Annotated in this window: 23 protein-coding genes and 5 pseudogenes; 5 read left to right on the forward strand and 23 right to left on the reverse strand. The window is 57.2% G+C overall.

The features are described from left to right. Positions 1–402: 402 nt before the first annotated feature. The 9 genes and pseudogenes from ilvA to VI25_RS12320 form a co-directional block, all read right to left on the reverse strand. Positions 403–1,560 carry a threonine ammonia-lyase IlvA gene (gene ilvA / locus VI25_RS12290; protein WP_316934321.1) on the reverse strand — a complete coding sequence of 386 codons (1,158 nt, stop codon included), beginning with the start codon at positions 1,558–1,560 and terminating at the stop codon, positions 403–405. Further along, complete coding sequence (locus tag VI25_RS28520) at positions 1,527–1,673, reverse strand: hypothetical protein (protein ID WP_316934322.1); 147 nt, start codon at positions 1,671–1,673, stop codon at positions 1,527–1,529. Before VI25_RS28520 ends, ilvA begins: the two co-directional genes overlap by 34 nt. 37 nt (positions 1,674–1,710) lie before the next feature. After that, positions 1,711–1,941: a hypothetical protein gene (locus VI25_RS26875; RefSeq protein WP_236705032.1), complete on the reverse strand. Its 231-nt coding sequence runs from the start codon at positions 1,939–1,941 to the stop codon at positions 1,711–1,713. Next, positions 1,902–2,465 carry a class I SAM-dependent methyltransferase gene (locus tag VI25_RS12295; protein ID WP_236705033.1) on the reverse strand — a complete coding sequence of 188 codons (564 nt, stop codon included), beginning with the start codon at positions 2,463–2,465 and terminating at the stop codon, positions 1,902–1,904. Before VI25_RS12295 ends, VI25_RS26875 begins: the two co-directional genes overlap by 40 nt. A gap of 70 nt (positions 2,466–2,535) precedes the next feature. Then, positions 2,536–3,602: pseudogene (gene ilvC, locus VI25_RS12300) on the reverse strand (ketol-acid reductoisomerase). Between the two features lie 260 nt (positions 3,603–3,862). Continuing rightward, a complete protein-coding gene (ilvN, locus tag VI25_RS12305) occupies positions 3,863–4,492 on the reverse strand; it encodes an acetolactate synthase small subunit (protein ID WP_236705034.1) in 630 nt (209 codons plus the stop codon). Between the two features lie 46 nt (positions 4,493–4,538). Then, positions 4,539–6,301, reverse strand: a pseudogene (gene ilvB / locus VI25_RS12310) (biosynthetic-type acetolactate synthase large subunit). Continuing rightward, a pseudogene (ilvD, locus tag VI25_RS12315) lies at positions 6,258–7,981 on the reverse strand (dihydroxy-acid dehydratase). Before ilvD ends, ilvB begins: the two co-directional pseudogenes overlap by 44 nt. A gap of 73 nt (positions 7,982–8,054) precedes the next feature. Then, positions 8,055–8,960, reverse strand: coding sequence for a branched-chain amino acid transaminase (locus VI25_RS12320; RefSeq protein WP_045689862.1), 906 nt, complete (start codon positions 8,958–8,960; stop codon positions 8,055–8,057). Positions 8,961–9,393: 433 nt separating this feature from the next. Here VI25_RS12320 and VI25_RS12325 point away from each other — a divergent pair, with 433 nt between their 5' ends. Next, positions 9,394–10,938, forward strand: a complete 1,545-nt coding sequence (locus VI25_RS12325) for a hypothetical protein (RefSeq protein ID WP_045689863.1) — start codon at positions 9,394–9,396, stop codon at positions 10,936–10,938. A gap of 126 nt (positions 10,939–11,064) precedes the next feature. On the opposite strand, the gene VI25_RS12330 is transcribed toward VI25_RS12325, so the two are convergent. Both VI25_RS12330 and VI25_RS12335 read right to left on the reverse strand, forming a co-directional pair. Then, positions 11,065–11,940: a hypothetical protein gene (locus tag VI25_RS12330; protein WP_052695218.1), complete on the reverse strand. Its 876-nt coding sequence runs from the start codon at positions 11,938–11,940 to the stop codon at positions 11,065–11,067. After that, positions 11,919–12,413, reverse strand: a complete 495-nt coding sequence (locus VI25_RS12335) for an ABA4-like family protein (RefSeq protein ID WP_082455523.1) — start codon at positions 12,411–12,413, stop codon at positions 11,919–11,921. The genes VI25_RS12330 and VI25_RS12335 overlap by 22 nt, the downstream gene beginning before the upstream one ends. 186 nt (positions 12,414–12,599) lie before the next feature. On the opposite strand from VI25_RS12335, the gene VI25_RS12340 reads away from it, so the two are divergent. After that, the gene (locus tag VI25_RS12340) at positions 12,600–13,280 is read left to right on the forward strand and encodes a hypothetical protein (RefSeq protein WP_143437125.1); all 681 of its coding nucleotides are present in this window, start codon (positions 12,600–12,602) and stop codon (positions 13,278–13,280) included. A gap of 73 nt (positions 13,281–13,353) precedes the next feature. On the opposite strand, the gene VI25_RS12345 is transcribed toward VI25_RS12340, so the two are convergent. The 4 genes from VI25_RS12345 to VI25_RS12355 form a co-directional block, all read right to left on the reverse strand. Further along, the gene (locus VI25_RS12345) at positions 13,354–13,788 is read right to left on the reverse strand and encodes a hypothetical protein (protein ID WP_045688670.1); all 435 of its coding nucleotides are present in this window, start codon (positions 13,786–13,788) and stop codon (positions 13,354–13,356) included. A gap of 152 nt (positions 13,789–13,940) precedes the next feature. Further along, positions 13,941–14,852: an AMP-binding protein gene (locus VI25_RS12350; protein WP_055562534.1), complete on the reverse strand. Its 912-nt coding sequence runs from the start codon at positions 14,850–14,852 to the stop codon at positions 13,941–13,943. Next, on the reverse strand, positions 14,765–15,064 hold the full coding sequence (locus tag VI25_RS26880; protein WP_236705035.1) for a hypothetical protein: 300 nt from the start codon (positions 15,062–15,064) through the stop codon (positions 14,765–14,767). The genes VI25_RS12350 and VI25_RS26880 overlap by 88 nt, the downstream gene beginning before the upstream one ends. 51 nt (positions 15,065–15,115) lie before the next feature. After that, the gene (locus tag VI25_RS12355; protein WP_055562535.1) at positions 15,116–15,565 is read right to left on the reverse strand and encodes a hypothetical protein; all 450 of its coding nucleotides are present in this window, start codon (positions 15,563–15,565) and stop codon (positions 15,116–15,118) included. A gap of 167 nt (positions 15,566–15,732) precedes the next feature. On the opposite strand from VI25_RS12355, the gene VI25_RS12360 reads away from it, so the two are divergent. Further along, positions 15,733–15,951, forward strand: a complete 219-nt coding sequence (locus VI25_RS12360; protein ID WP_045688668.1) for a hypothetical protein — start codon at positions 15,733–15,735, stop codon at positions 15,949–15,951. Between the two features lie 113 nt (positions 15,952–16,064). On the opposite strand, the gene VI25_RS12365 is transcribed toward VI25_RS12360, so the two are convergent. The 8 genes and pseudogenes from VI25_RS12365 to VI25_RS12400 all read right to left on the reverse strand — a co-directional run bounded on the left by VI25_RS12365 (position 16,065) and on the right by VI25_RS12400 (position 24,867). Then, positions 16,065–17,042, reverse strand: coding sequence for a hypothetical protein (locus VI25_RS12365; protein ID WP_161806934.1), 978 nt, complete (start codon positions 17,040–17,042; stop codon positions 16,065–16,067). Between the two features lie 155 nt (positions 17,043–17,197). Continuing rightward, entirely contained in the window at positions 17,198–18,592 is a 1,395-nt protein-coding gene (locus tag VI25_RS12370) for a hypothetical protein (RefSeq protein ID WP_045688243.1), read from the reverse strand. Positions 18,593–19,035: 443 nt separating this feature from the next. Further along, on the reverse strand, positions 19,036–19,392 hold the full coding sequence (locus tag VI25_RS12375) for a DUF6370 family protein (RefSeq protein WP_201783290.1): 357 nt from the start codon (positions 19,390–19,392) through the stop codon (positions 19,036–19,038). A gap of 146 nt (positions 19,393–19,538) precedes the next feature. Further along, entirely contained in the window at positions 19,539–20,051 is a 513-nt protein-coding gene (locus tag VI25_RS12380) for a hypothetical protein (RefSeq protein WP_045688244.1), read from the reverse strand. A 199-nt stretch (positions 20,052–20,250) separates the two neighbouring features. Continuing rightward, a pseudogene (menB, locus tag VI25_RS12385) lies at positions 20,251–21,074 on the reverse strand (1,4-dihydroxy-2-naphthoyl-CoA synthase). 73 nt (positions 21,075–21,147) lie between these two features. After that, positions 21,148–23,124 carry a 2-succinyl-5-enolpyruvyl-6-hydroxy-3-cyclohexene-1-carboxylic-acid synthase gene (menD, locus tag VI25_RS12390; protein ID WP_045688245.1) on the reverse strand — a complete coding sequence of 659 codons (1,977 nt, stop codon included), beginning with the start codon at positions 23,122–23,124 and terminating at the stop codon, positions 21,148–21,150. Between the two features lie 89 nt (positions 23,125–23,213). Next, positions 23,214–24,437, reverse strand: a complete 1,224-nt coding sequence (locus tag VI25_RS12395; protein WP_045688246.1) for a chorismate-binding protein — start codon at positions 24,435–24,437, stop codon at positions 23,214–23,216. After that, positions 24,434–24,867 (reverse strand): annotated as a pseudogene (locus tag VI25_RS12400) (hotdog fold thioesterase). Before VI25_RS12400 ends, VI25_RS12395 begins: the two are co-directional and overlap by 4 nt. A 207-nt stretch (positions 24,868–25,074) precedes the next feature. On the opposite strand from VI25_RS12400, the gene VI25_RS12405 reads away from it, so the two are divergent. After that, on the forward strand, positions 25,075–25,698 hold the full coding sequence (locus tag VI25_RS12405; RefSeq protein ID WP_045688248.1) for a histidine phosphatase family protein: 624 nt from the start codon (positions 25,075–25,077) through the stop codon (positions 25,696–25,698). Between the two features lie 329 nt (positions 25,699–26,027). Next, a partial coding sequence (locus VI25_RS23400) for a biotin/lipoyl-containing protein (RefSeq protein ID WP_316934323.1) occupies positions 26,028–26,425 on the forward strand: 398 nt, incomplete at its 3' end.

Genomic DNA, 26,425 nt, shown 5'->3' on the forward strand with positions numbered 1-26,425 from the left:
TCTGAGTTGCCATGTCGTAAGGTTCTATCAGCTAAAATGCTACCCGCAAGTACATGGCCTAAACGTGGCCGTGAAAACAGTCTGTCGGCACGCCTACTATTTCTAAAACTTGATTACTTGTTTGTAATTAGTTGATATACAACGGGTAAACATTTGTGTGGATACGACGGCCAACAAGCAAAAGAACCGCGGGCTACGGATACCGGGCAGGCTGGAGTAGCAAACGACAGAAAACCACGCTTCCCTACTTGAATGAGAAGAGCCAAGATTCAGTAACGCACTAGAGCCAAGGCTGTACTCGCTCGATAGGACATACGGAAAGCTGTTCTCCGTACCACCTACACACCCGAGTACCTCTGCCATCCAGATAAGAAGACAGTGCTATGCATTAACCCCAGTGCTCTACACCAGCAGACTCAGGAAATCTTGCTTGCCGTTCAAATATTCGTAGCCGAAACCCTCGGCGGCCATGCGTTGCTGAATGCCTTCTACGTCGTGGGGGCGTTGCACTTCAATGCCGATGAAGACCGGACCTTTCTCCTTATTATTCTTTTTGATGTACTGAAACTGGATGATGTCGTCGCCCTCTTGCAGCACGTTGTTGACGAAGCGGCGCAGGGCCCCGGGCTTTTGGTTGAAGGTGACCAAGAAGTAATGCTTGCGGCCCTGGTGGCGCATGGCCCGCTCCTTGATATCCTCCATGCGCGTAATGTCGTTGTTGGAGCCACTAAGCACGCATACCACCGTCTTACCCCGAATTTGGTCGGCGTACTGGTGCAGGGCTGAGACGCTGAGCGTGCCGGCTGGCTCCAGCACAATGCCCTCCTCGTTGTACATCTTCAGCAGGTCTTCGCACACCTGACCTTCCGGCACTAGGGCTACCTCGTCCAGTAGCTCCCGGCACAGTTCAAACGTCAGCTCCCCGGGGCACTTCACGGCCGCCCCATCTACAAAGCTCTCAATGTGCTCTAGGGCTTGACGCTGGCCTTTTTGCAGGGCCTGTTGCATAGAGGGCGCCCCTAGGGGCTGCACGCCAATGAGCTTAGTACCCGGACTGAGCTGCCGAAATACGCTGCTTACGCCGGAAGCCAGTCCCCCGCCGCCAATGGGCATAAATACGAAGTCAATAGCGTTGGGCGCGTCGCGCAGAACCTCCAAGCCCACAGTGGCCTGACCTTCCACAATGGCCATATCATCGAAGGGATGCACGAAGCTGCTGCCTCGCTCGTCGCAGAAAGCCTTGGCCGCGTGGTAGGTGTCATCGAACGTAGCCCCAATGAGGACTACTTCCACTTGCTCTTTACCAAACAGGCGCACCTTGCTCACTTTCTGCGCCGGCGTGTTGGCAGGCATGAAGATGTGGCCGCGAATACCCAGCAGCTGGCAAGCGTAGGCAACGCCCTGGGCGTGGTTCCCGGCACTAGCGCATACTACGTCGCGCGACACCTGCTCTGGGCTAAGGCCGGCAATCTTGTTGTAGGCCCCGCGAATTTTGTAGGAACGAACCACCTGCAAGTCTTCGCGCTTTAAGTACACCTGCGCGCCATACGCATCCGACAAGCCAGATTGTGCTGCAGCAGCGTTTTGTAGATGACGCCATCCAGGGTGCGCGCGGCGCGTTCCACGTTTTCTAGGCGTACCGCCAGGGCGGAGGTGAGGGTATCTTGTTCCATAGGGTAAACTGAAGTAAGGCCGGAAGGGCTGGCTGAGTTAGCGCTGCGTCTCGGCCACAATGCGCAGGCGTTTGTAGTCCGCAACCCACTGCCCCTCTCGGAATAACGTGGGCCGTAATTCGGCCTCGGTTGCGGCTAGGATTGCCGCCGTATCGGCGGGCTGTACACCCCGAAAAAAGTTGTCGCCGAATTGCTCAATCCAGTCGAGCAGGCCCCTTTTGGGGTCGGCTAGGGGCGTGTCCCGGTCGTAGTGCTGGGCCAGCCGCACCCGGAAGCCTGCTGTTCGAGCAAGGCAGTGTACTCACCTACCGTGGGAAAATACCACCAATCAGCTTGAGCCTGGGGGTAGCCGTGGCGGTGTAACTGCGCCAGCAAAGTTTGTACGATGCGGCCTACGTTGCCCTGACCACCAAACTCGGCCACAAACCGGCCGCCTGGTTTCAGGTGGTGGTGCACATGCCGAATAACTGCCGCGGCCTGGGGCACCCAGTGCAGCACGGCGTTGGAAAATACGGCGTCGAAGCGGCTTGGTAGCTCAAACGAGGTAGCGTCGGCCAACTGAAAATCGAGACCAGGAAACTGCTGTTGGGCTTTCGTAAGCATAGTGGCTGAGGCATCCAAGCCCACTACGGCTGCCCCGCGGCTGGCTATTTCCTGCGTCAGCTCGCCCGACCCGCACCCCAGATCCAGAACCACTTCCCCAGGCTGGGGTGCTAGTACATCAACCAAACCTGCACCATAGTGAAAGACAAAGGCGTGCTTCTGGGTGTATGAGTTGGCGTTCCACTGCATAGTAAGGGGTGGAGGTTGAAAAGCCGGAAGGCTGGCGTTGCGGCCAGCCTTCACGGATATTCGTCGTTGATTAGCTAAGTTCTTCTACCTTTTCGGTCGCCTTCGAGCGAAGCTCGCGCACTGTGGCGCCCGTCTGCCACAGCTCCGAGTCGCGCACTTCTTTCAGCTCAGCTTCCAGCTCTTGGCGGTAGCCGGGAGTAGAGCCCCGCTGGATGGTGCGCGCCGCCTCAGCACCCGACGCTACGCTGTCGTACAGTTCATTTAGCACGGGCAGAGTTGCCTCGCGGAACTTGCCTTTCCAGTCGAGGGCGCCGCGCTGGGCCGTTACGGAGCAGTTGCTGAACATCCAGTCCATGCCGTTTTCGCCTACCAGCGGCACGAGGCTTTGGGTAAGCTCTTCCACGGTTTCGTTGAACGCCTCCGAAGGGGAGTGGCCCCGCTGGCGAAGCACTTGGTACTGGGCTTCGATGATGCCAGCCAAGGCACCCATGAGCACGCCCCGCTCGCCGGTGAGGTCAGAGTACACTTCTTTTTTGAAGTCGGTTTCGAACAGGTAGCCTGAGCCTACGCCAATGCCCAGGCTACCGCCTTCTCGTACGCCTGACCAGTAGCATCCTGGTACACCGCAAACGACGAGTTGAGGCCGCCACCAGCCACAAACAGACGGCGCAGGCTGGTGCCGCTACCCTTAGGAGCTACCAGAACTACGTCCACATCTGCCGGCGGAATGATATTCGTTTGGTCGTTGAAGGTGATACCGAAGCCGTGGGAGAAGTATAAGGTCTTACCTGCTGTCAGCTTAGCCTTCAGGGTGGGCCACACCGCAATCTGACCAGCATCGGAAAGCAGGTTAGCGATGATAGTGCCCCGCTCAGCGGCTTCTTCAATGTCGAAAAGGGTTTCGCCTTCTACCCACCCATCGGCTTCGGCTTTCTGCCAGGAGGCCGAGTCACGGCGCTGCCCAATGATGACGTTAAAGCCGTTGTCGCGTAGATTTAGTGCTTGGCCGGGGCCCTGCACACCATAGCCAATTACGGCAATGGTTTCATCTTTCAGAATCGCGCGGGCTTTCTCCAAGGGAAATTCGTCGCGGGTAACTACGTGCTCTTCTACGCCGCCAAAGTTGATGGTTGCCATGATGTTGGGTATTGGGTTGGAAGATGAAAATGTGTCGTTGTTGTTCACTGGCTCAGGGTTTAAACCCTGGGCTATTAAGTGGTTGTTTTTGCCGCTTTCGTGCATCATGCCGAGCTTGTCGAGACATCTCGCGTGCTGATGGGGTGTTGCAATCCAATGGTGCAGGCCAGATGTCCTATCAAGCTCGGTAGGGTAGGCGGTTGAAGTGGTAAAACTGCTTCGGCAGGCTCAGCAGGACCGTTCTGTAGGTACTGAGTGTCCTACATCGTAAACACCTTATCTCGGCTGTTGAGGTAGTCATTTTCGCTTACTTCCTGGCCGGGCTCTATGCGTTCAAACTCGCGGAGCTTGTGGTGGAACCCCTCGCTGCCTTTGATGATGGCAATGCGGGCTGAGCGCACAAACTCAATGAGGCCATAGGGTTGCAGCACCGTCAGCAGCTTGTCGGTTTCCTCGCGGTGGCCAGTGGTTTCAAACACCGTGTAATCCTTGCGAATCACTACGGCCCGGGCCCCGTGCTCCCGTAGCAGCCGCTCTACCAGGGCCCGCTCAGCAATGATATCGGTAGGTACTTTATAGAGCGCCATTTCCTGCCAGATGACGTCCTCATTGGGGTTGAAGTACACCTTTAGGACTTCCACCTGCTTCTCAATCTGGCGGGCAATCTTGCGCACTACCTCCTCCGTTTCCACCACCACAATGTTGAAGCGGTGAATACCCTCAATTTCCGAAGGAGAGGTGTTCAGGCTTTCGATGTTGATTTTGCGCCGGGAGAAGATGATGGCAATACGGTTCAGCAGCCCCACCTGATTCTCGGTGTAGGCCGTGATGTTGTACTCCTGCCGGTCGATGGGTTGCTGGGTCATATTATTGACTAAATAGTCCGTCATGCTTCGGCAAGCGCAGTATGACGTTCTGCTAGGCTTTCAAAGCGTTCTACTTCAACCTGATCTCTCCAACCCCGCAGCCTTGTGGCACCATGGGGAAGATGTTGTTCTCGCGGGTTACCATTACTTCCAGCAGGAAAGAGCCGGAGTGTTCCAGCATTTGCTGGAGAGCGGCATGTAGCTCAGCACGGGTGTCCACGCGGCGGCCGGCAATGCTGTAGCCCTTGGCTACGGTCACATAGTCGGGGCTGGCAATGTCCACGAAGGAATAGCGCCGGTCGTGGAACATCTCCTGCCACTGGCGCACCATGCCCAGAAACTGGTTGTTGAGCAGGAGGATTTTTACATTCACGCCCGTTTGCATGATGGTGCCCAGCTCCTGAATTGTCATCTGAATGCCGCCGTCGCCAATGACGGCTACCACGGTGCGGTCGGGCCGGCCGTACTTGGCCCCAATAGCGGCTGGTAACGCAAAGCCCATAGTGCCCAAGCCCCCGCTGGTGATGTTGCTGCGCGTGTGGTTGAGCTTGGCGTAGCGGCAGGCTACCATTTGGTGCTGGCCCACATCGGTTACAATGATGGCATTGCCCTGGGTTAGCTCATTCAGGTGCTGAATTACCTCGCCCATGGTCAGCTCGTCAGACGTCGGAAACAGCTCCTCCTGAATAACGGCGGCTATTTCCTCGGCGTCGTGGTCTAGGAAGCGCTGCCGCCACTCGGGGTAGGTGCGGGCCTCCACTAGCTGAGTAAGTAGGGGGAGGGTTTCCCTACAGTCGCCCCACACGGGCACCGTTGCCTTCACGTTCTTGTCGATTTCCGTGGGGTCGATGTCGAGGTGAATAATCTGCGCCTGCTTGGCGTATTTGTCGAGGCGGCCCGTCACCCGGTCGTCGAAGCGCATGCCAATGGCAATGAGCACGTCGCACTCGTTGGTCAGCACGTTGGGGCCGTAGTTGCCGTGCATGCCCAGCATGCCCACGTTTAGCGGGTGCCCCGTGGGTAGCGCGCCAGCCCCCAGAATGGTCCAGGCGGCCGGGATACCGCTTTTCTCAATGAACTGCGCAAATTCCTGCTCCGCTTTGCCTAGTAGCACACCCTGCCCCCAGAGCACTAGCGGCCGTTTGGCTTTGTTGATGAGCTCAGCCGCTTGCGCTATATACTCCGGGCGCACCAGTGGCCGCGGCCGGTAGCTGCGGATGTGGTTGCAAGGCTGGTAGGCTCAAAGTCGGCTTTCTGAATCTGCGCGTTCTTGGTAATGTCGATGAGCACCGGGCCGGGGCGGCCACTGCGGGCAATGTAGAAGGCCTTGGCCAGCGCCGCCGGAATTTCACTGGCGTCCGTTACCTGGTGGTTCCACTTCGTAACGGGCGTGGTAATGTTCAGAATATCGGTTTCCTGGAAGGCATCGGTACCCAGCAAGTGCGCGAATACTTGCCCGGTGATGCACACCAGCGGGGTGCTGTCAATCTGCGCATCGGCCAAGCCGGTGACAAGGTTGGTAGCACCGGGGCCACTGGTAGCAAATACAACGCCCACCTTCCCCGACGACCGAGCGTAACCCTGCGCCGCGTGAATACCGCCCTGCTCGTGGCGCACCAGCACGTGGTTTAGCTGCTCCTTGAAGTCGTAGAGGGCATCATAAATTGGAATGATGGCGCCGCCGGGGTAGCCAAATACGGTGTCCACGCCTTCCGCCAGCAGGGCCAGCAGGGTGGCCTCAGCGCCCGACAAGGTACGGGTGGCCGATTCCGTAGCGGCTACGGCTATTTCAGGCGAGGTTGGCACGGGCTGGGGTTGCTGGTTCGTGTACATAGTCTTCCTGATAATCGGTGATACAGCCGCGGCTTGCGTCGCTAACCGTGCGGATATACTTCAGCAGCACGCCTTGTAGCACGTTGGGCCGGGGCCGCTGCCACTGCTGGCGGCGTAGCTCCAGCAAGGCGTCATCTACCTGCACATCCATGGTATTGGTGCTGGCGTCCAGCACAATCCAGTCGCCATCTTCTACCAGCGCAATGGTACCACCGTCGTAGGCCTCCGGGCACACGTGCCCAATAACGAAGCCATGGGTGCCGCCAGAAAAGCGCCCGTCTGTAATCAAGGCTACTTTGTCGCCCAGGCCCGCCCCAATAATGGCTGAGGTAGGCTTGAGCATTTCCGGCATGCCGGGTCCGCCCTTGGGCCCTACGTAGCGAATCACGACCACGTGGCCGGGCTGGATTTTATTCTGGGTGATGCCTTCGTTTAGTTCCTCTTCGGAGTTGAACACGATGGCCGGCCCCGCAAAGCGAAGGCCTTCCTTGCCAGTGATTTTGGCTACCGCGCCCTTGGAGGCCAAATTGCCATACAGGATTTGGATGTGGCCATCAGCTTTGATGGGATTATCCAGGGGGCGTAGCAAATCCTGCTCAGCGCCCAGGGGCTGCACATCAGCGAGGTTCTCGGCCAGGGTTTGGCCCGTCACAGTCAGTAGGTCGCCATGCAGAAGCCCTTGGTTTAGCAGGGTTTTCATCACGGCCGGCACCCCGCCCAGGCCGATAGGTCCTCCATTAGGTACTTGCCGCTGGGCTTGAGGTCGGCCAACACCGGAGTACGGTTGCTAACGGCTTGAAAGTCCTCCATGGACAGCGGCACGCCGGCCGCATGAGCAATAGCAATGAGGTGAAGCACCGCGTTGGTAGAGCCTCCGAGCACGGTGGTCATCACGAGGGCGTTTTCGAAGGCCTCGCGCACCAGAATATCGCGGGGCTTGAGGTCGAGTTCGAGCAGGCGGCGCAGGTAGGCACCAGCCGTGAGGCACTCCTGCTGCTTCTCGGCGCTGACGGCCGGGGAGGACGAGGAAAACGGGACGCTCATGCCCAGCGTTTCAATGGCCGCCGCCATAGTATTCGCCGTGTACATGCCCCCACACGCTCCCGGACCCGGGCAGGCGTTGTGGATGATGCCTCGGTAATCCTCGTCCGATATCTGCCCCTGCAGCTTCTTGCCGTAGGCCTCAAAGCACGATACAATGTTGAGCTGCTGCCCCTTGAAGGTGCCGCCTTTGATAGTGCCCCCGTACACCATCAGAGCTGGCCGGTTCAGGCGCGCCATGGCAATAAGGGCGCCCGGCATGTTTTTGTCGCAGCCCATCACGCAGGCTAAGGCATCGTAGTTGTGTGCCCCAGCCATGGCCTCAATGGAGTCGGCAATGATTTCCCGGGAAACCAGGGAGTAGCGCATGCCGGCCGTGCCGTTGGTAATACCATCCGAAACGCCAATGGTGTTAAACCGCAGCCCCACCAGGCCCTGCTCCTGCACGCCTACCTTCACTTGGTCGGCCAGGCCGTTGAGGTGCATGTTGCAGGTGTTGCCTTCAAAACCGGTGGAGCAAATGCCCACAAAGGGTTTGTGCAGATCAGCATCTGAAAGGCCCGAGCCAATGAGCATGGCTTGGGACGCCGGCAGGCTGTCGTCCTGGGTGTAAATGCGGCTATATTTATTCAGGGCCATTAGAAAGAGTTGGGGGGTTCTGGAGGTACTAGTAGGGGTTCTGCCACGCACGCGTCGACGCCGGGTGCGCCACCTACTGCTGCTTGGCGAAGCTGGCGGCGCGGGTGGCCGTTTGGCCGGTCACGAGGGCGTGGTAGTGGCTGGCCAACATGCCCCCAATGGTTTGCTGGAAGGGCGTATCAAAGGTCACGTCGTCTACCGAAGCAACACCGATAACCTCCGCCGCCGTGCCCGTCATGAAGGCTGCCGAGGCCGTGCGCAGCTCATCTGGCGTGAAGAACTGCTCGTGCACCGTAATACCGGCTTCGCGGGCCAAATCAATGATGGTGTTGCGGGTGATGCCGCGCAGGATGCTGCCAGCCGGGGCCGTGAACAGCTCCCCATTGCGCTCGAAAAAGAAGTTGGCGCCGGGGCCCTCCGCTACGTAGCCGTTCATGTCGAGCAGCAGCGCCTCATCATAGCCGCGGCCCTTGGCTTCGGAGCTGGCAATGATGGAGTTGACGTAGTGGCCCGATACCTTCGCCTCAATAGGCACTGCTTTGGGGTTGGGGCGCTGGTAGGGCGAAACGGAAAGGCGCAGAAGCTGGTCGCCGAGGTACTTACCCCATTCCCACACTGCAATCAGTACGTTGCTGGTGGTCGCCACCTTGAGGCTCATGTTGGGGGTAGCGGCGTATACCAGGGGGCGGATGTAGGCGTCAGTCAGATTGTTGCGATCCAGTACTTCGTAGCTGATGCGCGTTAGTTCCTCCACCGAGTACTCCAGGGGCAGCCCCACAGATTTGCACGAGTAATGCAGCCGCTCATAGTGCTCCTCGGCCTTGAAAATCTGCGCTCCGTTGGGTGTGTTGTAGGACCGAATACCTTCAAACACGGCATACCCGTAATGTAACGATTGGGCGTAGACCCCGCAGGCGGCCTGCTCGGCTGGCACAAACTCGCCATCCAGAAAAGCGACGGTGTTACTGGTGAAGTACATTGTGATTTGGGAGAAGGGAGAAATGAAAAAGGGGTACTAAAAAGCCTTTCTGCGCTTAGGGCTTGGAAAGGCTGATTTGTAGAGGAAACAAAACGGTAGCTCTCAGCCCAGGAGCGGCGGAATAATGACGAGCACGACGGGTAGCAGAATCGGCTGCATAAGCTAGGTGAGCGGGTAAAAGCGCAAAAAGAAGGTGAGAACTTTCGTTTCAGATGATCAGTGGATAAAAGCTCGGCGCTACGAAAGAAATTATTCGGTAAGCAGAGCGTTTTAAACAGTCGTGCATGGCATATTTACACCGGCTAACTGAGTGCAAGTACAGCGGCAGTACTAGGCTATGAAAACTTTTTTCCAGCTTATCTACTATTTCTAATTTAGAAACTATTGTCTGTAATATGCTTACATTCAAACACTTGCCTTTTGGTAAACTACAATGCCCAGCGAAAGTAGCGACCCGGTTTTTCAACTAATTAAGTCCCTGACCCGCACCGAAAAGCGGCACTTCCGGTTATTCGCCAACCGGCAGGGCTCCACCGATGGCTTAAAGTTTCTACAGCTTTTCGACGCCCTCGACGATATGGAGCGCTACGACGAGGAACGGGTACTAGCGCGAGTGCCTGCCATTAAGAAAGTACAAGTCGCTAACCTCAAGGCTAACCTGTATCGGCAGCTCTTAGCCAGCTTGCGCATGTACCACGCGGGGCAGAACCTGGATATTCAACTGCACGAGCAGCTAGACTACGCCCGTGTACTCTACAACCGCGGCCTCTACCAGCAGAGCCTGCGGATGCTGGAGAAAGTGAAAGCCGCCGCCCACCAAGCGGGCATGCCGCACATTGTGCTACTGGTGCTTGACTTCGAAAAAATGATTGAAGGTCAGTACATTACACGTAGTTTGCGCGACCGGGCTAAGGAGCTTTCAGAGGAAGCAACTGTCACGGTAAGCCACGTAGCCCGGGAGCACGAACTATCGAACCTGGCGCTGCGCATGTACGGGCTGTACCTCAAAATAGGGCACACCCGCAATCAGCAGGATTATGAGCGGGCCACGGCCTTTTTCCACAAGGAGCTACCCCCGCTGGACCTCAGACAGGCCAGCTTCTTTGAGCAGCTGTACTACTACCAAGCGCACGTGTGGTACTATACCATCACACAGGATTTTCGACTGTGTTTCCGCTACGCTCAAAAGTGGGTCGATCTGTTTGAGCACCATCCCATCATGCGAGAGCAGCAGAATATGCTCTACCTCAAGGGGCTGCACAACTTGCTAATAACTTCGCACAACTTACTGTACTATAGTAAGTTTGCTCAGGTATTGGCGCAATTAGAAGCTTTTTCGGCTGACCCCGACCGGCGTACCAGCCCCAACGTGGAGATGCTGCTGTTTCTGTACATCTACACCAACCGGCTGAACGGCTACTTCATGCGCGGGCAGTTTACGGAGGGCCTAACTATTGTACCCGACTTGCTGGCCGGGCTCGACCACTTCCGGCTGCAGCTAGACTCGCACCGCCGCTTGGTATTTTACTATAAGATTGCCAGCCTCTACTTCGGTAGCGGACAGCCCGACAAAGCTATTGAGTACCTCAATAAGGTAATCTACTTCAAGGATATCAGTCTGCGCGAGGATATTCAGTGCTTTGCTCGCATCCTCAACCTCATTGCGCACTACGAAGCCGGCCGCGACGAAGCCTTGGAGTACCAAGTGCGCTCCGTATACCGCTTCCTGGGCAAGATGAACGACCAGCAGCAGATGCAGGTGGCCATTTTCCAGTTTCTTCGCAACCTCGGCGACGTAGCGCCTTCCCAGCTCAAGGATGCATTCATTCAGCTCAAAGACAAGCTTATTCGCATTGCAGAAAATCCTTTTGAGCGGCGTCCCTTCCTGTACCTAGACATCATTTCTTGGCTGGAAAGCAAAATTGAGAATGTGCCCGTGCAGGAGATAATTCGGCGTAAGTTTAGCAAGCTGAAGTAGCCAACCTACCGGGCCGTGTGAGCCCTAGCACATCGACGCTTATTCAAAAGCCCAGGGGAGCTGCCAGGTACACAACTGGCAGCTCCCCTGGGCTTTTGAATAAACTACACTCAGTTTTTGGCTGGCTTACCATCGTATAAAGGGTATGCCGTGCATAGCTTGCGCAAACAGCAGCCCTACTGCCGTAGTGTACAAGGCGGCTCCCACCCACGTGAGCAAAACAGCGCGTTGGGGTTGCAACTGGCGGCGACCTAAAACCCACCCCAACAGGGGTATAGCTTGTAAGGCGTGCAAGCCCAGAAAGTGGGCAATGCGCAGGTCGCCGGCGCGGGTGCTCCAACCCAGGCCAGGCAGGCCCGCGCCTCCGTCGGGGGCGCCCACGGTGTGTTGGTTGAGGTGAACCATCATGCCACCCACCACACTACCTACCAGAAATAAGGCTAGCCCCAGCCGTACGCCCCACACGTAGGCCTCGGAGCCGTGGAGCCGATGCTGCCATACCAAGAACACCGCCCAAATGATAACTACCGTGTTGACCATGATGAACAACCCCATCAGGCTGAAGATCATGCCGTCGGTAGCGGTAGCGCCATTGAAGTGGGACGTAGTGCCGCGCCCCGCTTGCACAACTATGCACAGGATTTCTACTCCCATACTCACGGCCACGGCCCAACTAATGCGCCGAACCGTGCGCTGAGCCGGAGCAGGCAAGTCGGCCAGGAGCCACGCTAGCGTCCAGATATACAGCAGGTCTGAAAGTACAAACTTGGCTGGCTTCACCCACACAGGTAGGCCCGTAACCATTCGGTGGTCGAAGGGGAGTAGTGCAATACATACCAGCAGGAGTGCGACGTGCGCCCAACCCGCCCAAGACAATACTGGGTTAACCCGATGCAGCACCCGTAGGTAATCGGCTACTACGGCTAGGGCGGAGGCTGTGCGCGGCTTGCTCGATGTGCCGGCAAGAGTAGCTGGTGTTTTCAGCGGCAGACTGGTAGACATACTACTGCTTGGTTAAAGGGGAAGGGATAGAGCTGAATCTGTAGCGTGGCGGCCACGGAGGCGCCGCACAATGCTGTATACAAGCAGCCTACGGGGCCAAGGAGGAAGGTCAGGAGCAGGCACGGCACCAGCAGCCAGTGCGCTACGCCGCGCCGTTGAGCGTCAAGGCTTTCCCAAATGCCGAGGCACAAATCGAAGCACAGGTAGTGCACCCAGCCAGCCAGCAGGGCCCACGGGTCGTGGAATAGCTTGGCTACCTCAGCCAGCGAGGCAAACCCACCTTCGCTTGCCTGGGCACTGAGGTAATGAAAGCCAATAAGCAAGGCGTAACCCAACGCCAACAGCAGAGGCAGCACCCCGCTGTGTACCAACCGGCGCGTGCCCGACCAGCGGGGGGCTACTACCAGCAATACCCAGCCTACCATAGCAAGCGGGTTAGCTAGAGAAAATAAAAAGTTGGGAGTGACGGACATGGGGCTAGGGCTAGGTGACACGCAAACATGCACGGAAATCCAGCACTAAGCAGTAAGAACCAGGGTGAAGCGCCAAGAGCAAGTGGCCAACCGCCGAAGTGGGTGGGGTGAGCCGCGTGGGTGGCTAGTACATTCCGCACTCCACAGTTGTACCTTCGCGCCGTGGAAATTACTAGTACCCTTCGTTTGCCTGTGCTCTTACTGCCGCCGCTGCTGGCTGCCTTGCCCGTGTGGGCCACTGAACCCTCCGCTGCACCCGCCTACGATTCTACTTTTGTGCGGCAGAGTCACCGCCGGGCAGTATTTCAGTTCGACCAGCGGTTTTCTATTCTGAATGGCAAAGTAGTCGGCATCAACGGGCTCAAGGGCGGCATCGAGTGGCGGGGCCGCTGGCGGGCCGGGCTGGGGTTCTACCGCCTCTCTGGGGGCGTGCCTACGCGCATTCCGCTACCCGAAGGCATGCCCGCGGGCACCCGCGACGACGTTCGGTTTCGCTACATGGTAGCGTACGGCGAGTACGTATTTATTGGGAACCCACGGTGGGAAGTAAGTGCCCCTTTGCAACTGGGGGTGGGGAGTTACTATACCAAGTTTTACCTGCCCAACAACAGTGTGCAACGCAGCAGCTCGCGGGTGCTCTACATCCTAGAACCCTCCGTAGCGGCGCACTACCGCATTTTCCGGTGGGTAGGGGTAGGAGCAGGGACCGGCTACCGGCAAATTGCCTTCACCGGAAAACGCCCTGATGACCAGCTTAGTGGTATCATTTTCTCGGGGCGCGTCAAGCTGTTTCTGGGAGACTTCATCAAAGTCGTGCGCGGACACGAACGCCTATTTTCGCAACAAGGCTTGATGCCGGCAAAGTAAGGCCTACAAAACCCCAGCTTCAAGCTTTCTAAAAACATGAAGCTGGGGGTGCGTAAGAGTCTTGCGCCTTGGGCTAGCGGGGCACGGCTACTGCCTTGGCCGTTAAGAGGCGGCGTAGCATGTAGCGGCGCACGTAGCGGCCCGCATCGTTGCTGCCCGGGGTGGTAGGCGTCTCCATAATCTGCACAATCTCCCACCCCAGGCTGCCCATGTAGTTTACGGCACTGATGGGGGTAGCAAATACATCCATCTTGCCGGCCTCCCGCTTCATCTGCTCCGATCCTCCTAGTTTTTCATAGCCATAGCCGAAGTCCACGTAAATGTCATCGGTCTTGGTCTTTTCGGGTTTGCCTTTGCTTAGCGCCCCCGTGTGCATCAGCTCACAGTACTCATAACGTACGGGTTCGTTTTGTAGCGGCCGTACGGAGGGCGCCTGCTGAGCGAAGGCAGAGTGCTGGGAAGCTACCATGGCACCGGCCAGTAATAGAGAGGTAAGGAGGTGTTTCATGCACAAAAGCAAGGGAGAGTGAAAAGCATCTAACAATCTTATAGCATTCTGGGCAGAATATAGAATTCAACGGCTATGCATGGGTAGGCGCAGGCAGCAATTGTCCACACGCCTACCCATACATAGCCACCTAAAGTCTTGCCGCCGTTGCGCTAGAGTGGTGCCGCTGTTAAGCTGCGAATGGTAGAAAGGCGGTCTAATTTACCCGAGGCAGTAGTGCTGAAGGCCGGAACAGCTACGTATTCCCGTGGTACTTCGTACTTATCGAGGCGCTGGCTAAGAAGCTCTTGTAGTTGCTGCTGCTGCGTAGTGGAGAGAGCCTTCCCTTCCAAATAGGCCGTCACCTGCTCGCCTAGGCGTTTGTCGGGCCGGCCAGCCACGAAGGCTCGACGTCCAAGGTTGAGCTCAGTAAGAGCTACCTCCAGTACTAGTTCTACCTTCTCAGCCTGCACCTTCACCCCACCACTATTGATGACAAAATCGGCGCGGCCTAACCATTCAAACGTGTGCGCATCTACCAGTTGAATTCGGTCGTTGGTGGTGATGAGCTGGTCTTGGGTTACGTCGGCGCGCACGGTGAGGCACCCGCGCTGATCTTGGGCCACGTGAATGCCGGGCAGAACGTGGTAGTAGGGAGTGGGCGCGGAACCATTGAGGCGGCGCAGAGCAATGTGCGAGGCCGTTTCCGTCATGCCGTAGGTTACGTACACGGGCACTCGCAGCTGTTGCACTTCGCGTTCCAAACTCTTCTCTACTGCTGCCCCGCCCACCAAAATACCTTTCATGCGGTTTAGCCGGGAGGTATGACCAGCCGCTAGCACCGCCCGCAATTGCAGGGGTACAAAAGATGTGAAATCGAACTCTGCTTTGGGGGGCACAAGTGCCAACGGGTCGGCCTGTGGTTCGACAATGGTTAGGTGCATGCGGCGCTCGAAAGCGCGAACCAGCATCATCAGTCCGCCCACAAACTCACAGTTTAAGCATACCAGCATTCGGTCGCCGGGGCCCAGGTCAAAGTAGTCGCCCGTGCGGCGGGCCGAAGCTTCCAGTTGCCGCCGCGACATTGTAATGGACTGCGGTTGGCCGGTAGAGCCGAGGTGCGCAGCCCGAACTCCTGGGCTCCATTCAGCCATTGCCGGCAGAAGTCGAGTACGCGGGCTTCGTAGCCGTTCAGGTCGGTAGGAGAGTTGGCGGGATATTGCTGGATGTCGGCGTAGAAGAATTCGCGGCCGTTAAGAAGTAAGGAAACAGGTAGGAGGTCGGAGTCGGCAGTCATGGAAAACAAATAGAGAAGGCAGCAAATCAAACCAAGCACAGAAGCGGGCTTCTAGCGAAGCAGCCAGCGTTGGTACTCTTTGGCTGTAGGAACCGTTGCCAAGCACATTCCCAACAGCAGCGCACCACAGGCTAGCAGCTCTAGCACCTCCCGCGTGAGGAAGTAGGAAGCCAGCAGCGGCAAGCCAAGCAAACTAAGTAAGCTGTTGCGAAGGAAGATTCGGCTTTGGTAAATACGCATATTTTCCTCGGCTAGCCGTCGTATGTTGGGTCGTAGGCGCCGAGAAATGATGTAGAGCAGCATACTTACTACGGGCACCAAGGCCGCCAGCAGCACCAGCGCAGGCCACGAGGCCAAGTGCGTTTGGCTCCCAGAGCCTACGCCGACCTGGCTACTAGCGCCCAGCACCACGCCCAGCATGACAAGCGCCTGCACGGGAAAATGCATCCAGTGAAGACGCCGAATGCGCCCAATGGCCAAGTGAAATTCCGCGTTTGTCATGGCTGGTAGACTAAGAAGAATAGATAGGAAATAGCGTTGGCGGCGCTGCTGCACCTATATAACTGCGTAGCTTGGCAAAGCTCCCTAGCAAAGCACATAATCAGGTTGTCCTTGACTTTTAGTGAGATAAAGTTGTATCTTAAAAGAGTCATCAACCTCCAAACGCCATGCACCCCACCGCACCGAGTCCGTTTGCCCTGGTCCGTACGTTTGTATTTCGGCGCTACCTCACGCTCCGCAACCACGTAGCCGCTCCAACTGCGTCTCCCGTTAAGGAGGCCGCCCGCAAGGCCCGTAAGCTGCTAAAGAAGCGCATCAAGAACGAGCGGCTACGCAACTTCTTTGGCTGGTGCGAAGGCTGTGCCGCCTATGGGTCGATATTTTAACGAGTAAGCACCTAGCTATAGTCAGAAAGCCCCACGCCTCCATTTCTAGTAGAAAAGGAGCGTGGGGCTTTTTGTAGCTGTGCAAAATAGTAGTAGTGGGACTTCAGTCTGCCTCAATAGTACACCTGTAGGACATCTACGTCCCCGAGAGGAAGGTCAACGGTGACCTTATTGCCACTTTGCTGAAAGCGTAACGGACCCCGCTCCGCCGATTGTACCCGGCGCACAGGACGGTCTGCGGCCACGGTTACCCGTACTTCTTGCGCCGTTCCCCGCCAGTTTAAGAGGGTTACGGCTACTCCAGTGGAACTATAGAGTGCGGGCGCTTCAACCAGGGGCTTGCTAACGTGAACGGGTAGCTCTGCTCCCGCATCCCGAACGGGCTGGACAATCAGCTGGCGCCAGCCTTCTGAGAAGCCACTGGGCAGTCCATTTGTATTTTCGGTTGCGGAATGACGATAGGAAAGACCTGGATAACAGGCAAAACGCAGAATCCGCCCCTTGCCTACTTTCGTTTCCGTGAGGGCAGGAGTGCCATCCGTGAAGCGAAGCGCCAGCCGGGCCTGGTTGGCTCCGCGGGGTAATAATTCAAGCTTTTCTCTCTCCCCAAACACGGGCAAAGCAGTAGTGGAGGTAAGCTGCCCAGTTACTTTCGCGTCGGCATACTGAAAAGCAGGCATCCGAATGGGGGCTGCCGGCCGTACGCCCGCTGCTTGCTCTAGGGTTTGCAGGGGTTGGTGGTACCGGTCAAAGCCTGCTGTTCCGGCAGCCATAACCAAGGTGCCACCCTTCTGCACCCATTGAAGCACACCTTCTGCCGCCTCGGCAGGTAGATCGGGGGCGGTTACGTATAACACTTTCGTGGATTGAAAATCAGACTCCGTAAGCTTCTGCTCATCCACGAAACGAACGGGAATGGCGCTGTGCTGTAAGGCCAGAAAAAGGCCGTGCATCTCCACCATATACCCCATGCGGCCAGCATCCATGTACGGGTTGGTGCCATCAATAATCCGGGGCGGATTCTTATATTCCTCTAAATCCCATAAAGGCGAACTTTGGGGGGTTAGGATGGCAACCGGCGAAGTCTTCATTTTCCCCGGAAACAGGAGGTCTTCTGCTTTAGCAACCAGTCGCATGCCAGTAGCAAGAGGTTTGAAAACGGCTAGGTTCTCTGAATAGCAGTTTCCCGGAAAGGCATACTCGGGCCCATAAGTGAAAAACTGGATGGTTTTGGCTCCGTGGCCTACTAGGCTAGCAGTTTCTGCGCCATCCCAGCCGGGCGCTGGCCCGAGACTCGGGGGATTACCAAGGCTCCCATCCCTACTTGTCCTAGCTCAGAAGCCGCTCTCAGGCGAGAGGCATAGAACGACCATTGCGGGGCCATGTCATCCCCAAACCAGTCTTCCGTAGCAATGGCCGTTGTTCCCCGTTCCCGGCCAAACTCAAGCCAGTCGTGCTGGCCCATTGCTGCATTGGGGTTGCTGCCTTGATTGTTGTTTCCTACGGGACCTGGCTGATACGCCAAGCCCATGAAGTTATTGAAGTTGACCAGCACGGGCACCTTAGGCCTGATTACTTCCTCGTAAGCTTTGGCCACCTCCCCAAAAAAGCGAGCGGATGCCCAAGGTAGAAAGCGGTTTGACCAGTAGAACAGGCGGCGCGAAGGCAGGTCGCGGTACTGCTGCCGGCCAATGAGTTCAACTTGGTTCCAATCCGATTTGCCCAGGGCAGCAGGGGTAAGGCCCCGCGCCCGCAAGTAGCTATGAAATGCCGCTAGGGCCGCTGGATCTTTGTTGAACTCATCGTACCTGGCTGGATAGTACCAACCAGGCTCATCACTGGTGACCCAAAAGCCAATCTCTTCCTTTGTCCAACCCGAAGCCAGTTGAGGCGCGATTTGGTCCTGAACAAACTTCACGAACTCCGTGTGTCGTTGTGGAGTGAAGTTGAACGCGTACCCAGGTGGATTATAAACGGCCCCCCATATTTTCCGGATGCCTGCAGCCCGCACAGTGGAAGTAAGCGCTGCCGGTACCGGATGCAAGGTGTTAAACCCGATACCACACAGCCGCTTTATTCCTTCATGCCAGCTTAGTACATCATTATCTGAGCCGATGTACCGCTCTCCGAACAGAATCTTCTTGGGGCGTTGGTTTTCGGGAAGAAAAGCCGCTTTCAGCGCTTGGTCGTACACGCGCCGGCCATGCCCGGTGTAGGTGTCAATATGAATTTTCTTGTCTGCGCTCTGCCACAAAATAAGGCCCACGGTGGGGCCAAACAGCTCCGCGGGCGTAGTGCTAACCTCTCCACCCTCTATGGCAGACTGTACTTGGAGCTTAACGGATGGAAAGGGCGCAACTGCTACCGGCGTTACTGATAAGCCGGTGGTTACCTGCCAGAACGGGTTATTGGCGTTGTTGTACGTTGCCAGAATCTGGTCAATACCGGCTCGGGTAGAGGGTATCCAGTTGCTCCAAGCCGGACCAGAAAAGCGCGCGCCCTGGGGATTACCCGTCAGTGAGAAATCAAATTGCTGGGTTGGAGCGGGTGCTTTGCCTTGCACACTAAGTATGCGCACCCGCACGCGATAGTTGGGTACATCTTTGGCGGCTGGGGCAGCAGGTAGTAGCGCTGGGCGCAAAAGAAACCAGAGAACGAGTGTCCAGCCGCTTCTTTTAAGAGAAAAGTGTAAAGGCACTAGTGGAAAGTATGAACCGCATGTAGCGCAAAGCACAGATACGGATGTTCGACGAAGTACTTAATGTGTCACGGCTAAACGATGATAGTTGCAACTTGTATTGCCAGACGCGGCCATAAAAATTAGCACCTACTCGTAAGTAACCCATATTCAAACCAACCAGGGAATAGCTAGTACGAAGCTTGCGCGGTGTACGGGTGGATGGTTTATTCTTAAAAACCAACGCGCAGCGCTACCCAACTTGGGTGGCACTGCGCGTTGGTTTTATTCGAACATTGGCCCCAAGGGGGCTGTTGGAGGCCCAATAGCTGACGTAAGTAGCCTGTGAGGTGAATAGCGCAGGAGTAGCGCTTCATAGGCTGCAAGAGGTAAAGGGTTCTGGCTGCCTACTTGCTTTTGGTGGTCTCTGGCACCAACTTGAAATAGGTTGCCTTGAAGCGGTTGTCTACTATTTCTCCTTGCACTTGCGCCGTACGAATGGCGCTGCAGAAGCCATCTTGAGCGTGCGCGTCGCCGTGGGAATCAATGGTTGTGCCATCCACGAAATAAGCTTTCCCGTTCATGCGCACGGCTAAGTCGCATCCCTTGCCTGGGAGGCCCAGCCGGCACTGACCGCACGCGGCTTCTACCAACTGCACCTGCTTTGGGGCGCTAGGAGCAGCCGGCTGGCTTTGGACCGCTTGGGCGTGTCCCACCGACACCGCGGCAGTACTCATAACCAGGGCAAACAGCAGTGCTTTCATACCGGAGAAAAAGGTGATCAGTCCAATTGATAGGCTCGAATATACGGCCCAAGTATTTGCTTCGTTCTGCTTATGAAGAAGCCGTGGCCCCCAGTGCGCACTCGCCGGAAAGGATGGTATGGGGTGGCGTGGCCTCCTGGTAAAGCTTACATAGTAGCAATCATAGCCGATGCAAGCATCATGGACATATAGTAATTGGTGCAGTGGATGGCTACTAGCAGGAGAATGTTCTTCACCTCCAGGGTTTCGAAAATCTCGGTGCTGGTTACCGTGTAATCATAGTTGGCTTTGTTCCATTTAAGAGTAGGCCGGATGGTGAGCAACTCGTGGCCTTCTTTATCAACCAGCACGAAGTCGTTTTTGAGCACTCCCCGGTTCTGAACTACGAATGCTTTGTTTGTGCCGCCTAGCCTGGATTTTAGTACGATGTTACCGTTCCAGTGCATGTTGAAGCTGAGCACTACTGCTGTCTGGTCCTTTACCTCAACAGTGGTGCCCCAGAAGCCCTTGGGCTCAATGCGAAGTGAGGTGCCATCGGTCAGCGTCAAAACGGATTCGAAGGAAAACCACTCTGCGTACTTCAAGGTGCCCAGCACGGTAGCATTCGCTAGCACCGTGAAGGTTCGGGCATCGGTAGAGTTTACTAGGTACTCGGCCATTAACTTCTGGTAAAATAGGAGTAGCACTCTCGTGCGCAGATGCTGAACTGTCGTTGATACGCCCGCTCTAGTGCCGACGTAATATAGGCTTAGATTCCGTAGCGTAGACCAAAAAAAATAGCTGCTAAGCAGTTAGGGTTTACACAAAAAAGAGGCCCACACTATGCTGTGTGGGCCTCTTTGGGGAATATGTCTGCGCTTATGGGAACTTAGGGTACTTCGAGAAGTCGGGCTTGCGCTTCTCTAGGAAGGCGTTCTTGCCTTCTTTGGCTTCCTCAGAGAGGTAGTATAGCAGGGTAGCATTGCCGGCTAGCTCCTGAATGCCAGCCTGCCCGTCAAGCTCCGCGTTGAAGCTCGATTTCAGCATCCGCAAAGCCAAGGGGCTCTTTTCCAGAATTTTGTTGCACCACGCCACGGTGGTTTCTTCCAGCTTGTCGAGGGGTACTACCTTGTTCACGAGGCCCATATCAAGGGCCTCCTGGGCATCGTACTGGTCGCAGAGAAACCAAATCTCGCGCGCCTTCTTCTGTCCCACCACGCGTGCCAAGTAGCTAGCTCCAAAGCCCCCGTCAAAGGAGCCTACGTTGGGGCCCGTCTGGCCGAAGCGGGCGTTGTCAGCGGCAATGCTCAGGTCGCAGACTACGTGCAGAACGTGGCCGCCGCCAATGGCCCAGCCTGCTACCATGGCTACCACGGGCTTGGGAATGGAGCGGATAAGCTTTTGCAGATCCAGCACGTTAAGGCGAGGCATGGCATCGTCGCCCACGTAGCCGCCGTGGCCACGTACGCTCTGGTCGCCGCCCGAGCAGAAAGCCTTGCCACCCTCACCCGTGAGGATAACCACGCCAATGTCGGTTCGGTCGCGGCAGATGTGCATGGCCTCAATCATCTCCTGCACCGTGAGGGGCGTGAAGGCGTTGTGAACCTGCGGACGATTGATGCTGATCTTGCGATACCGCCAGACTGTGTGAAAAGGATTTCGCGGAACTCCTTGATGGGGGTCCAGGTGAGTTGTTCGGCCATATTAGGTAGAGTAAGAAAAACGTCCGCTACTGTCCGTCATCCCGCATAAGCGCCAGACGACGGGCGTAAGCCATTAAGCAAAAGATGACTTTACCGCCGCGCGGTATTGTTCAAAGAAGGCAGCGTTGGTAGGACTATGGGTGGTAATTTCAAGTAGGCTCGCGCCAGATTCTGGTGCAAAGAAAGTGGGTAGCGCCGACTCTAGCTCGGCGAAGGATGAAACGGCAACGTAGCGCAGGTTGAAGTCGCGGGCGGTATTTTCGGCCGTGAGAACCTGGCGCGTTTCGAAAAACTCTTCTAGTTCGGGCTGCTGGCGAGGGCCGTCAATGAGGCGGAAAATGCCGCCCGCATGATTGTTCAGCAGCACCACGCGCAGGTTCGGGGTAGCGTAGTTGTGCCAAAAGGCATTCCGGTCGTAGAAAAAAGCCACGTCGCCAGTGAGCAGCACTACCGGCCGATCTGGTCGGGCCAGGGCCGCGCCAATGGCTGTACTGGTACAGCCATCAATACCGCTGGTCCCTCGGTTGGCGAATACTTCGATCATACGACCCGCTGGTACCCCCAAAATGTTGGCATAGCGCACAGCCATGCTGTTTGCCAGATGCAAAGCAGCGCGGTCGGGTACCTGGTGCAGCGTTTGGTAGATGGCCGTAAACTCATTAAACGGCTGGTTGGGTTGCTGCATAAACTGCTGCAAGAAATCCGTGGCCCAGTTTTCAGCGGCTAGCCAAGGTTTGAGATAAGCCGCTTTAGCTAGGGTATCGGCAGCGCTGAGGTGGCGGGCACTGGCAGGCCAGGTCAAACGTACCGGCTCAGCTAGGGTAGGAGCCGGTGCCACCCGGGTTGCGTCCTGAGCAACCGGGTTGCTGGGCTCGAAGCCCGATCCCTCGGCCCGGGCGGCAGCTACCGAAAGCGTATCGGCTGAGACGGGGGTGGCACTAGGAATTGCGCCTGGCTCGAGTGCTTCGGTGACGCCTGTGCTACCGGCGGGGCTTGACTGCTCTTCGGCTAGTACCGCAGCAAAGAAATCGGCAGGTTCCATCCGTACTACCTTCGTCAGCGACTGAAACGTATCGGCCACTGCCCCCGCCGCCTGCACGTGCCAATGCTGGGCCGGCTTGGCCTGTCGCAGGTAAAGCTTGAGGGCTTTGGAAATAAGCGACTGCCCGAAGGTGATGAGCAGTTCTGGTTTTAGCGCTTCCTTGAGGCCCGGTTCTGGAACAGCCATAAACACATCTTGGCGTCCCAAAAAGCGCACGCGCTGGTCGAAATCAGACGCAGCTGGCAAGTGCAGGTTCGCAATCAGGTCGCCCACCACAGGCACTTGGTACGCCGCCGAAAACTGGCGTAGCGCACGCAGCAAATCGGGAGCAGCGGGGTGCTGGCCGGCTACTACTAGCACGCGGCTCGTCGTGCGAATAGCGTCGCGTAGCTCAGCCAGTACCGAGGCGGGTAGCTGAGAGCGGCCGGGCAGCTCGCGGGTTACCTTTACAGGCTCGAAGCGCAGTTCCTCCCCAGCCTTAGGGTAGAACGGCTCCCGCAGGGGTACATTCACCTGCACTGGTCCGGCCGGATACTGTTCCGCCAAGCCAATAGCTTCCGACACAAGGCGGGTGGCGTGCCACTGCGCATCGGGGTGTGAAGCGTCGGCGGGGAAGCTGAACGTTCCTTTGGCGTGGGCACCGTACAAATCGGCCTGGCGAATCGTCTGGCCATCGAGCTGGTCTATCCACTCCGGGGGGCGGTCGGCAGTGAAAACTACCAATGGGATTTGCTGAAAATACGCTTCCGCAACGGCCGGAGCATAGTTTAGGCCAGCCGTACCAGAGGTGCAGACCAAGGCTACTGCGCGGCGCTGGGTTTGGGCCAACCCCAAGCCAATGAATGCTGCCGCTCGCTCATCGGGCACCGTTCGTACCGTAATGTCTGGGTGACGGGCAAAGGCAATTGTGAGGGGCGCGCAACGGGAGCCCGGCGAAAGCACCACGTCCGTAACGCCCAGCTGGGCACAAATTTCAGGAATGTTATGAACAGCTTGGAGAGAAGACATGGGTAGCGAAATAGGGAGTCAAGAGTGAGGTGCCGAGCAGTCTACGGTAAAGCAGGGGCTGAGCTGCTACGTGGGTTCAACCAATCAACTCATTCGTGTAAGATGGCTCCTACGGTACGTAGCTTCAATTCGGTTTCTTGCCATTCGCGGGCGGGGTCGGAGTCAATGGTTAGACCCGTACCAGCATACAAAATGGCTTCCTGAGGCCGGAGCTGCAAACAGCGCAGATTTACGTACAGGCGGGCCACTCCAACATCTGGCAGATTCACCGGCCCGAGAAAACCGGCGTAATAGGCCCGGTCGTAGCCCTCATGACGCCGCAGAAAATCCAGGGCCGGCTGCTTGGGCACGCCGCCCACGGCAGGAGTGGGGTGCAACAGCCGCAGCATATCGGTGCCCAGCGTAGGAAACGGCACTTGGTCTAGGTGCACGGCAAAGTCGGTGCGCAAGTGCAGGAGCTGACCGGCTACCACGGTGCGCGGCCCCCGTTCATCATACTCGCGCAGGCGCAACTGTTTAAAGCAGTTTACAATGTAGCGGGCTACCATGGCGTGTTCCTCCAGGTCCTTATGCGCCCAAGCCGCCGTAGCTGGCGTGAGGTTTGGCAGCAGGGGCTGAGTGCCAGCCAGGGCCATGGTGCGGAACACATGGTCTTCGGTAATTTCGGCCAGCACCTCTGGGGTAGCGCCCAGCCAGGTTCCTACCCCCGGCGCACTCACAAGTGACACGAACGCATTGGGGTAGCGCTCCTGTAGTTCCTCAAAGGCTTCTAGCGCATCAAAGTTGCTCGGGAGTTGCCTCCGCACAGCCCGGCTCGATACCACTTTTTGTACGGTGCCGCTTGCAATAGCGTCTACTCCGGCGGCTACCAGCGCTTCGTACTGGGCCTGGGAGGCAGGGATAGGAATGGGCTGCTGGCTTACATGCCAGGGCAGCTCAGTAGCCGTCGGCAGTGCCGCGAAGCGCTGGCGCAGCTCGGGTAAGCGCGCCGCTGCCGAAGGGCTCACTAAGATTTCTTCCGGCCGAGCCAAGTCGAAGAACAAATCGGCCGGGAAGAAGAGCGGTGGGTTGTGGTCGGAGTCGCGGAAAGGGAAAAAGGCAAACCCAGCCGGTGCCGTAGACTCCAGGGCCGGGGGCAAGCCTACGTACGCAGCGTCGACCTTAAGGCTTAAGCACAGCCTAGGGTGTTGGGCGCCGGGCAGCCGCCACAGCGCCACCGGTCGGCCGCTCGTCAGAGCCAACGCGACTAGTCGGCGTAAGCGGTCCGCAACTGGCAGTTGGGGCCGCCAGGCAATGCGCTGTAAGCTGCTCATGCCTGTTGAGGCTTGGCGGCAGGCAAATCAATAACGGCCATGGTAATGCGGCTGATGCACACTAGGGCCCCCGTTTCTTCGTGCGTAATCCGAATTTCCCACACCTGAGTGCTGCGCCCTACGTGCAAGGCGGTGGCGCGGCCCAGCACGTAGCCGTCGCGCACGCCCTTGAGGTGGTTGGCATTGATTTCGAGGCCCACGCAAGCCTGCTTGGTCGGGTCTATTTTGGTGGCGGCGGCCACGCTGCCTAGTGTTTCTGCCAAGGCCACGGAAGCGCCGCCGTGTAACAGGCCCATGGTTGGTGGGTGCGCCCATCCACGGGCATCCGGCCTTCCAAGTATTCGTCGGTGAGGGCGGTGAGTTCAATACCGAGGGCGTCGGCTAGGGTAGGGCGGTTGCTCACCCACTGGTTAAGTTGCTCCAGTGTCATAAGGGAGGGCGGTAAGGGCAATAAGTAGCCGTAATGCACATGGGCGCCGGCCACCTCAATTGGATAGTAACAAGATCGGGGCAGGATGTTCCGACGTCCTTACCAGGTAGAAGCAAGGGCAGAATGAAAAACTATAGTAGTAAGCACGCGTCCGCACGTGCAAAAAGACCGTACTTTACTGGCAGGAACAGCAAAACTAGCGGGAAAGTGAGCGTCAAAAAAATCTACCTTATCCGCCACGGGCAAACCGATTTTAACGTGCGCGGCATCGTGCAGGGCAGCGGCGTCGATTCTTCGCTAAACGAAACGGGCCAGCGGCAGGCAGCGCGCTTTTTTGCGGCGTATCGCCACGTCCCCTTCGATAAAGTCTACACCTCCCTGTTACAGCGCACCCACCAGTCGGTGCGGGGGTTCTTGGACCTGGGGTTGCCGCACGAGCAGCATGTTGGCTTCAATGAAATTTGCTGGGGCACCCGCGAGGGCACACGCATCACGCCGGAGGAAGACGAGGAGTACCACAACGTGCTGCAGGACTGGCGGGCGGGCCGTACCCACGCGCGCATGGAAGGGGGCGAAAGCCCCGACGATGTAGCCGCCCGCCAACGACCCGCAATAGAACTGCTTACCTCTCGTCCCGAGGAAGAAACAGTGCTAGTGTGCATGCACGGCCGGGCGATGCGAGTACTGCTCTGCCAATTGCTGGGCTACCCCCTCAGCCAAATGGATTCTTTTGAGCATCATAATCTGTGTCTATACCAGCTCGACTATACCGGCTCCATGTTCACCGTGCGCAGCTTCCTGGATACGCGCCACTTGCAAGAAGCTCGTTAAAGGCAGCGCAATGGCTAACTGCAGCTGAACGAGGTAGGGAGTAGGTTAGCCCCTAGAGGTACAAGGGTAGCTTTGGTTAATCGCCAAGAGGACAGAGACGTAGCACACAGCCCCCAGCGGGCTGCAAGGGATTGGCCGAGCGGGTAACTTTCAAGTGAATAGGATAGTATTGGCTGTAACTCTTCCCTAAAGAGGTATAGGCTAAACTAGTGGGCGCTTACTCAGGCGAAGATTCGCTGTTTTGCGCTCAGTAGTAGAAGATGGGGTTTAGTTTGCACCCCCAAAAATTCGGGCTAATTTTGGCCCCACTCAACCCAACGAAGACGCAGATGGCCGAACTCATAAAAATGCCCAAAATGAGCGACACGATGACTGAAGGGGTCATCGCCTCGTGGCTCAAAAAAGTAGGCGACAAAGTAAAATCCGGGGATATCCTGGCCGAAGTTGAAACCGACAAGGCTACGATGGAACTCGAAAACTACGAGGACGGCACCCTGCTTCACATCGGCCCGAAGGAAGGCGATGCTGTGCCCGTAGACGGTTTGCTGGCTATTGTGGGCAAAGAGGGCGAAGATATTTCGGCCCTGCTCAACGGCGGTGGAGCCGCTCCGGCACCTGCCCCAGCCGAAGCTCCTAAGCAAGAAGCAGCCCCCGCTCCGGCTCCCACACCTGCCCCCCGCCGCCCCGCACCCAGCAGCTCAGGGCTCCCGGGCCGGCTGCACCGGCT

It is taken from the genome of Hymenobacter sp. AT01-02 (genome assembly GCF_000961955.2).
GTDB lineage: Bacteria > Bacteroidota > Bacteroidia > Cytophagales > Hymenobacteraceae > Hymenobacter > Hymenobacter mucosus.

Coding starts and splice junctions, on each gene's coding strand:
- VI25_RS28520 (WP_316934322.1), bottom strand. CDS start 1,673: ATGGAACAAGATACCCTCACCTCCGCCCTGGCGGTACGCCTAGAAAAC.
- VI25_RS12295 (WP_236705033.1), bottom strand. CDS start 2,465: ATGCAGTGGAACGCCAACTCATACACCCAGAAGCACGCCTTTGTCTTT.
- ilvN (WP_236705034.1), bottom strand. CDS start 4,492: ATGACGGACTATTTAGTCAATAATATGACCCAGCAACCCATCGACCGG.
- VI25_RS12320 (WP_045689862.1), bottom strand. CDS start 8,960: ATGTACTTCACCAGTAACACCGTCGCTTTTCTGGATGGCGAGTTTGTG.
- VI25_RS12325 (WP_045689863.1), top strand. CDS start 9,394: ATGCCCAGCGAAAGTAGCGACCCGGTTTTTCAACTAATTAAGTCCCTG.
- VI25_RS12330 (WP_052695218.1), bottom strand. CDS start 11,940: ATGTCTACCAGTCTGCCGCTGAAAACACCAGCTACTCTTGCCGGCACA.
- VI25_RS12335 (WP_082455523.1), bottom strand. CDS start 12,413: ATGTCCGTCACTCCCAACTTTTTATTTTCTCTAGCTAACCCGCTTGCT.
- VI25_RS12345 (WP_045688670.1), bottom strand. CDS start 13,788: ATGAAACACCTCCTTACCTCTCTATTACTGGCCGGTGCCATGGTAGCT.
- VI25_RS12350 (WP_055562534.1), bottom strand. CDS start 14,852: ATGTCGCGGCGGCAACTGGAAGCTTCGGCCCGCCGCACGGGCGACTAC.
- VI25_RS26880 (WP_236705035.1), bottom strand. CDS start 15,064: ATGACTGCCGACTCCGACCTCCTACCTGTTTCCTTACTTCTTAACGGC.
- VI25_RS12355 (WP_055562535.1), bottom strand. CDS start 15,565: ATGACAAACGCGGAATTTCACTTGGCCATTGGGCGCATTCGGCGTCTT.
- VI25_RS12360 (WP_045688668.1), top strand. CDS start 15,733: ATGCACCCCACCGCACCGAGTCCGTTTGCCCTGGTCCGTACGTTTGTA.
- VI25_RS12365 (WP_161806934.1), bottom strand. CDS start 17,042: ATGAAGACTTCGCCGGTTGCCATCCTAACCCCCCAAAGTTCGCCTTTA.
- VI25_RS12375 (WP_201783290.1), bottom strand. CDS start 19,392: ATGAAAGCACTGCTGTTTGCCCTGGTTATGAGTACTGCCGCGGTGTCG.
- VI25_RS12380 (WP_045688244.1), bottom strand. CDS start 20,051: ATGGCCGAGTACCTAGTAAACTCTACCGATGCCCGAACCTTCACGGTG.
- menD (WP_045688245.1), bottom strand. CDS start 23,124: ATGTCTTCTCTCCAAGCTGTTCATAACATTCCTGAAATTTGTGCCCAG.
- VI25_RS12395 (WP_045688246.1), bottom strand. CDS start 24,437: ATGAGCAGCTTACAGCGCATTGCCTGGCGGCCCCAACTGCCAGTTGCG.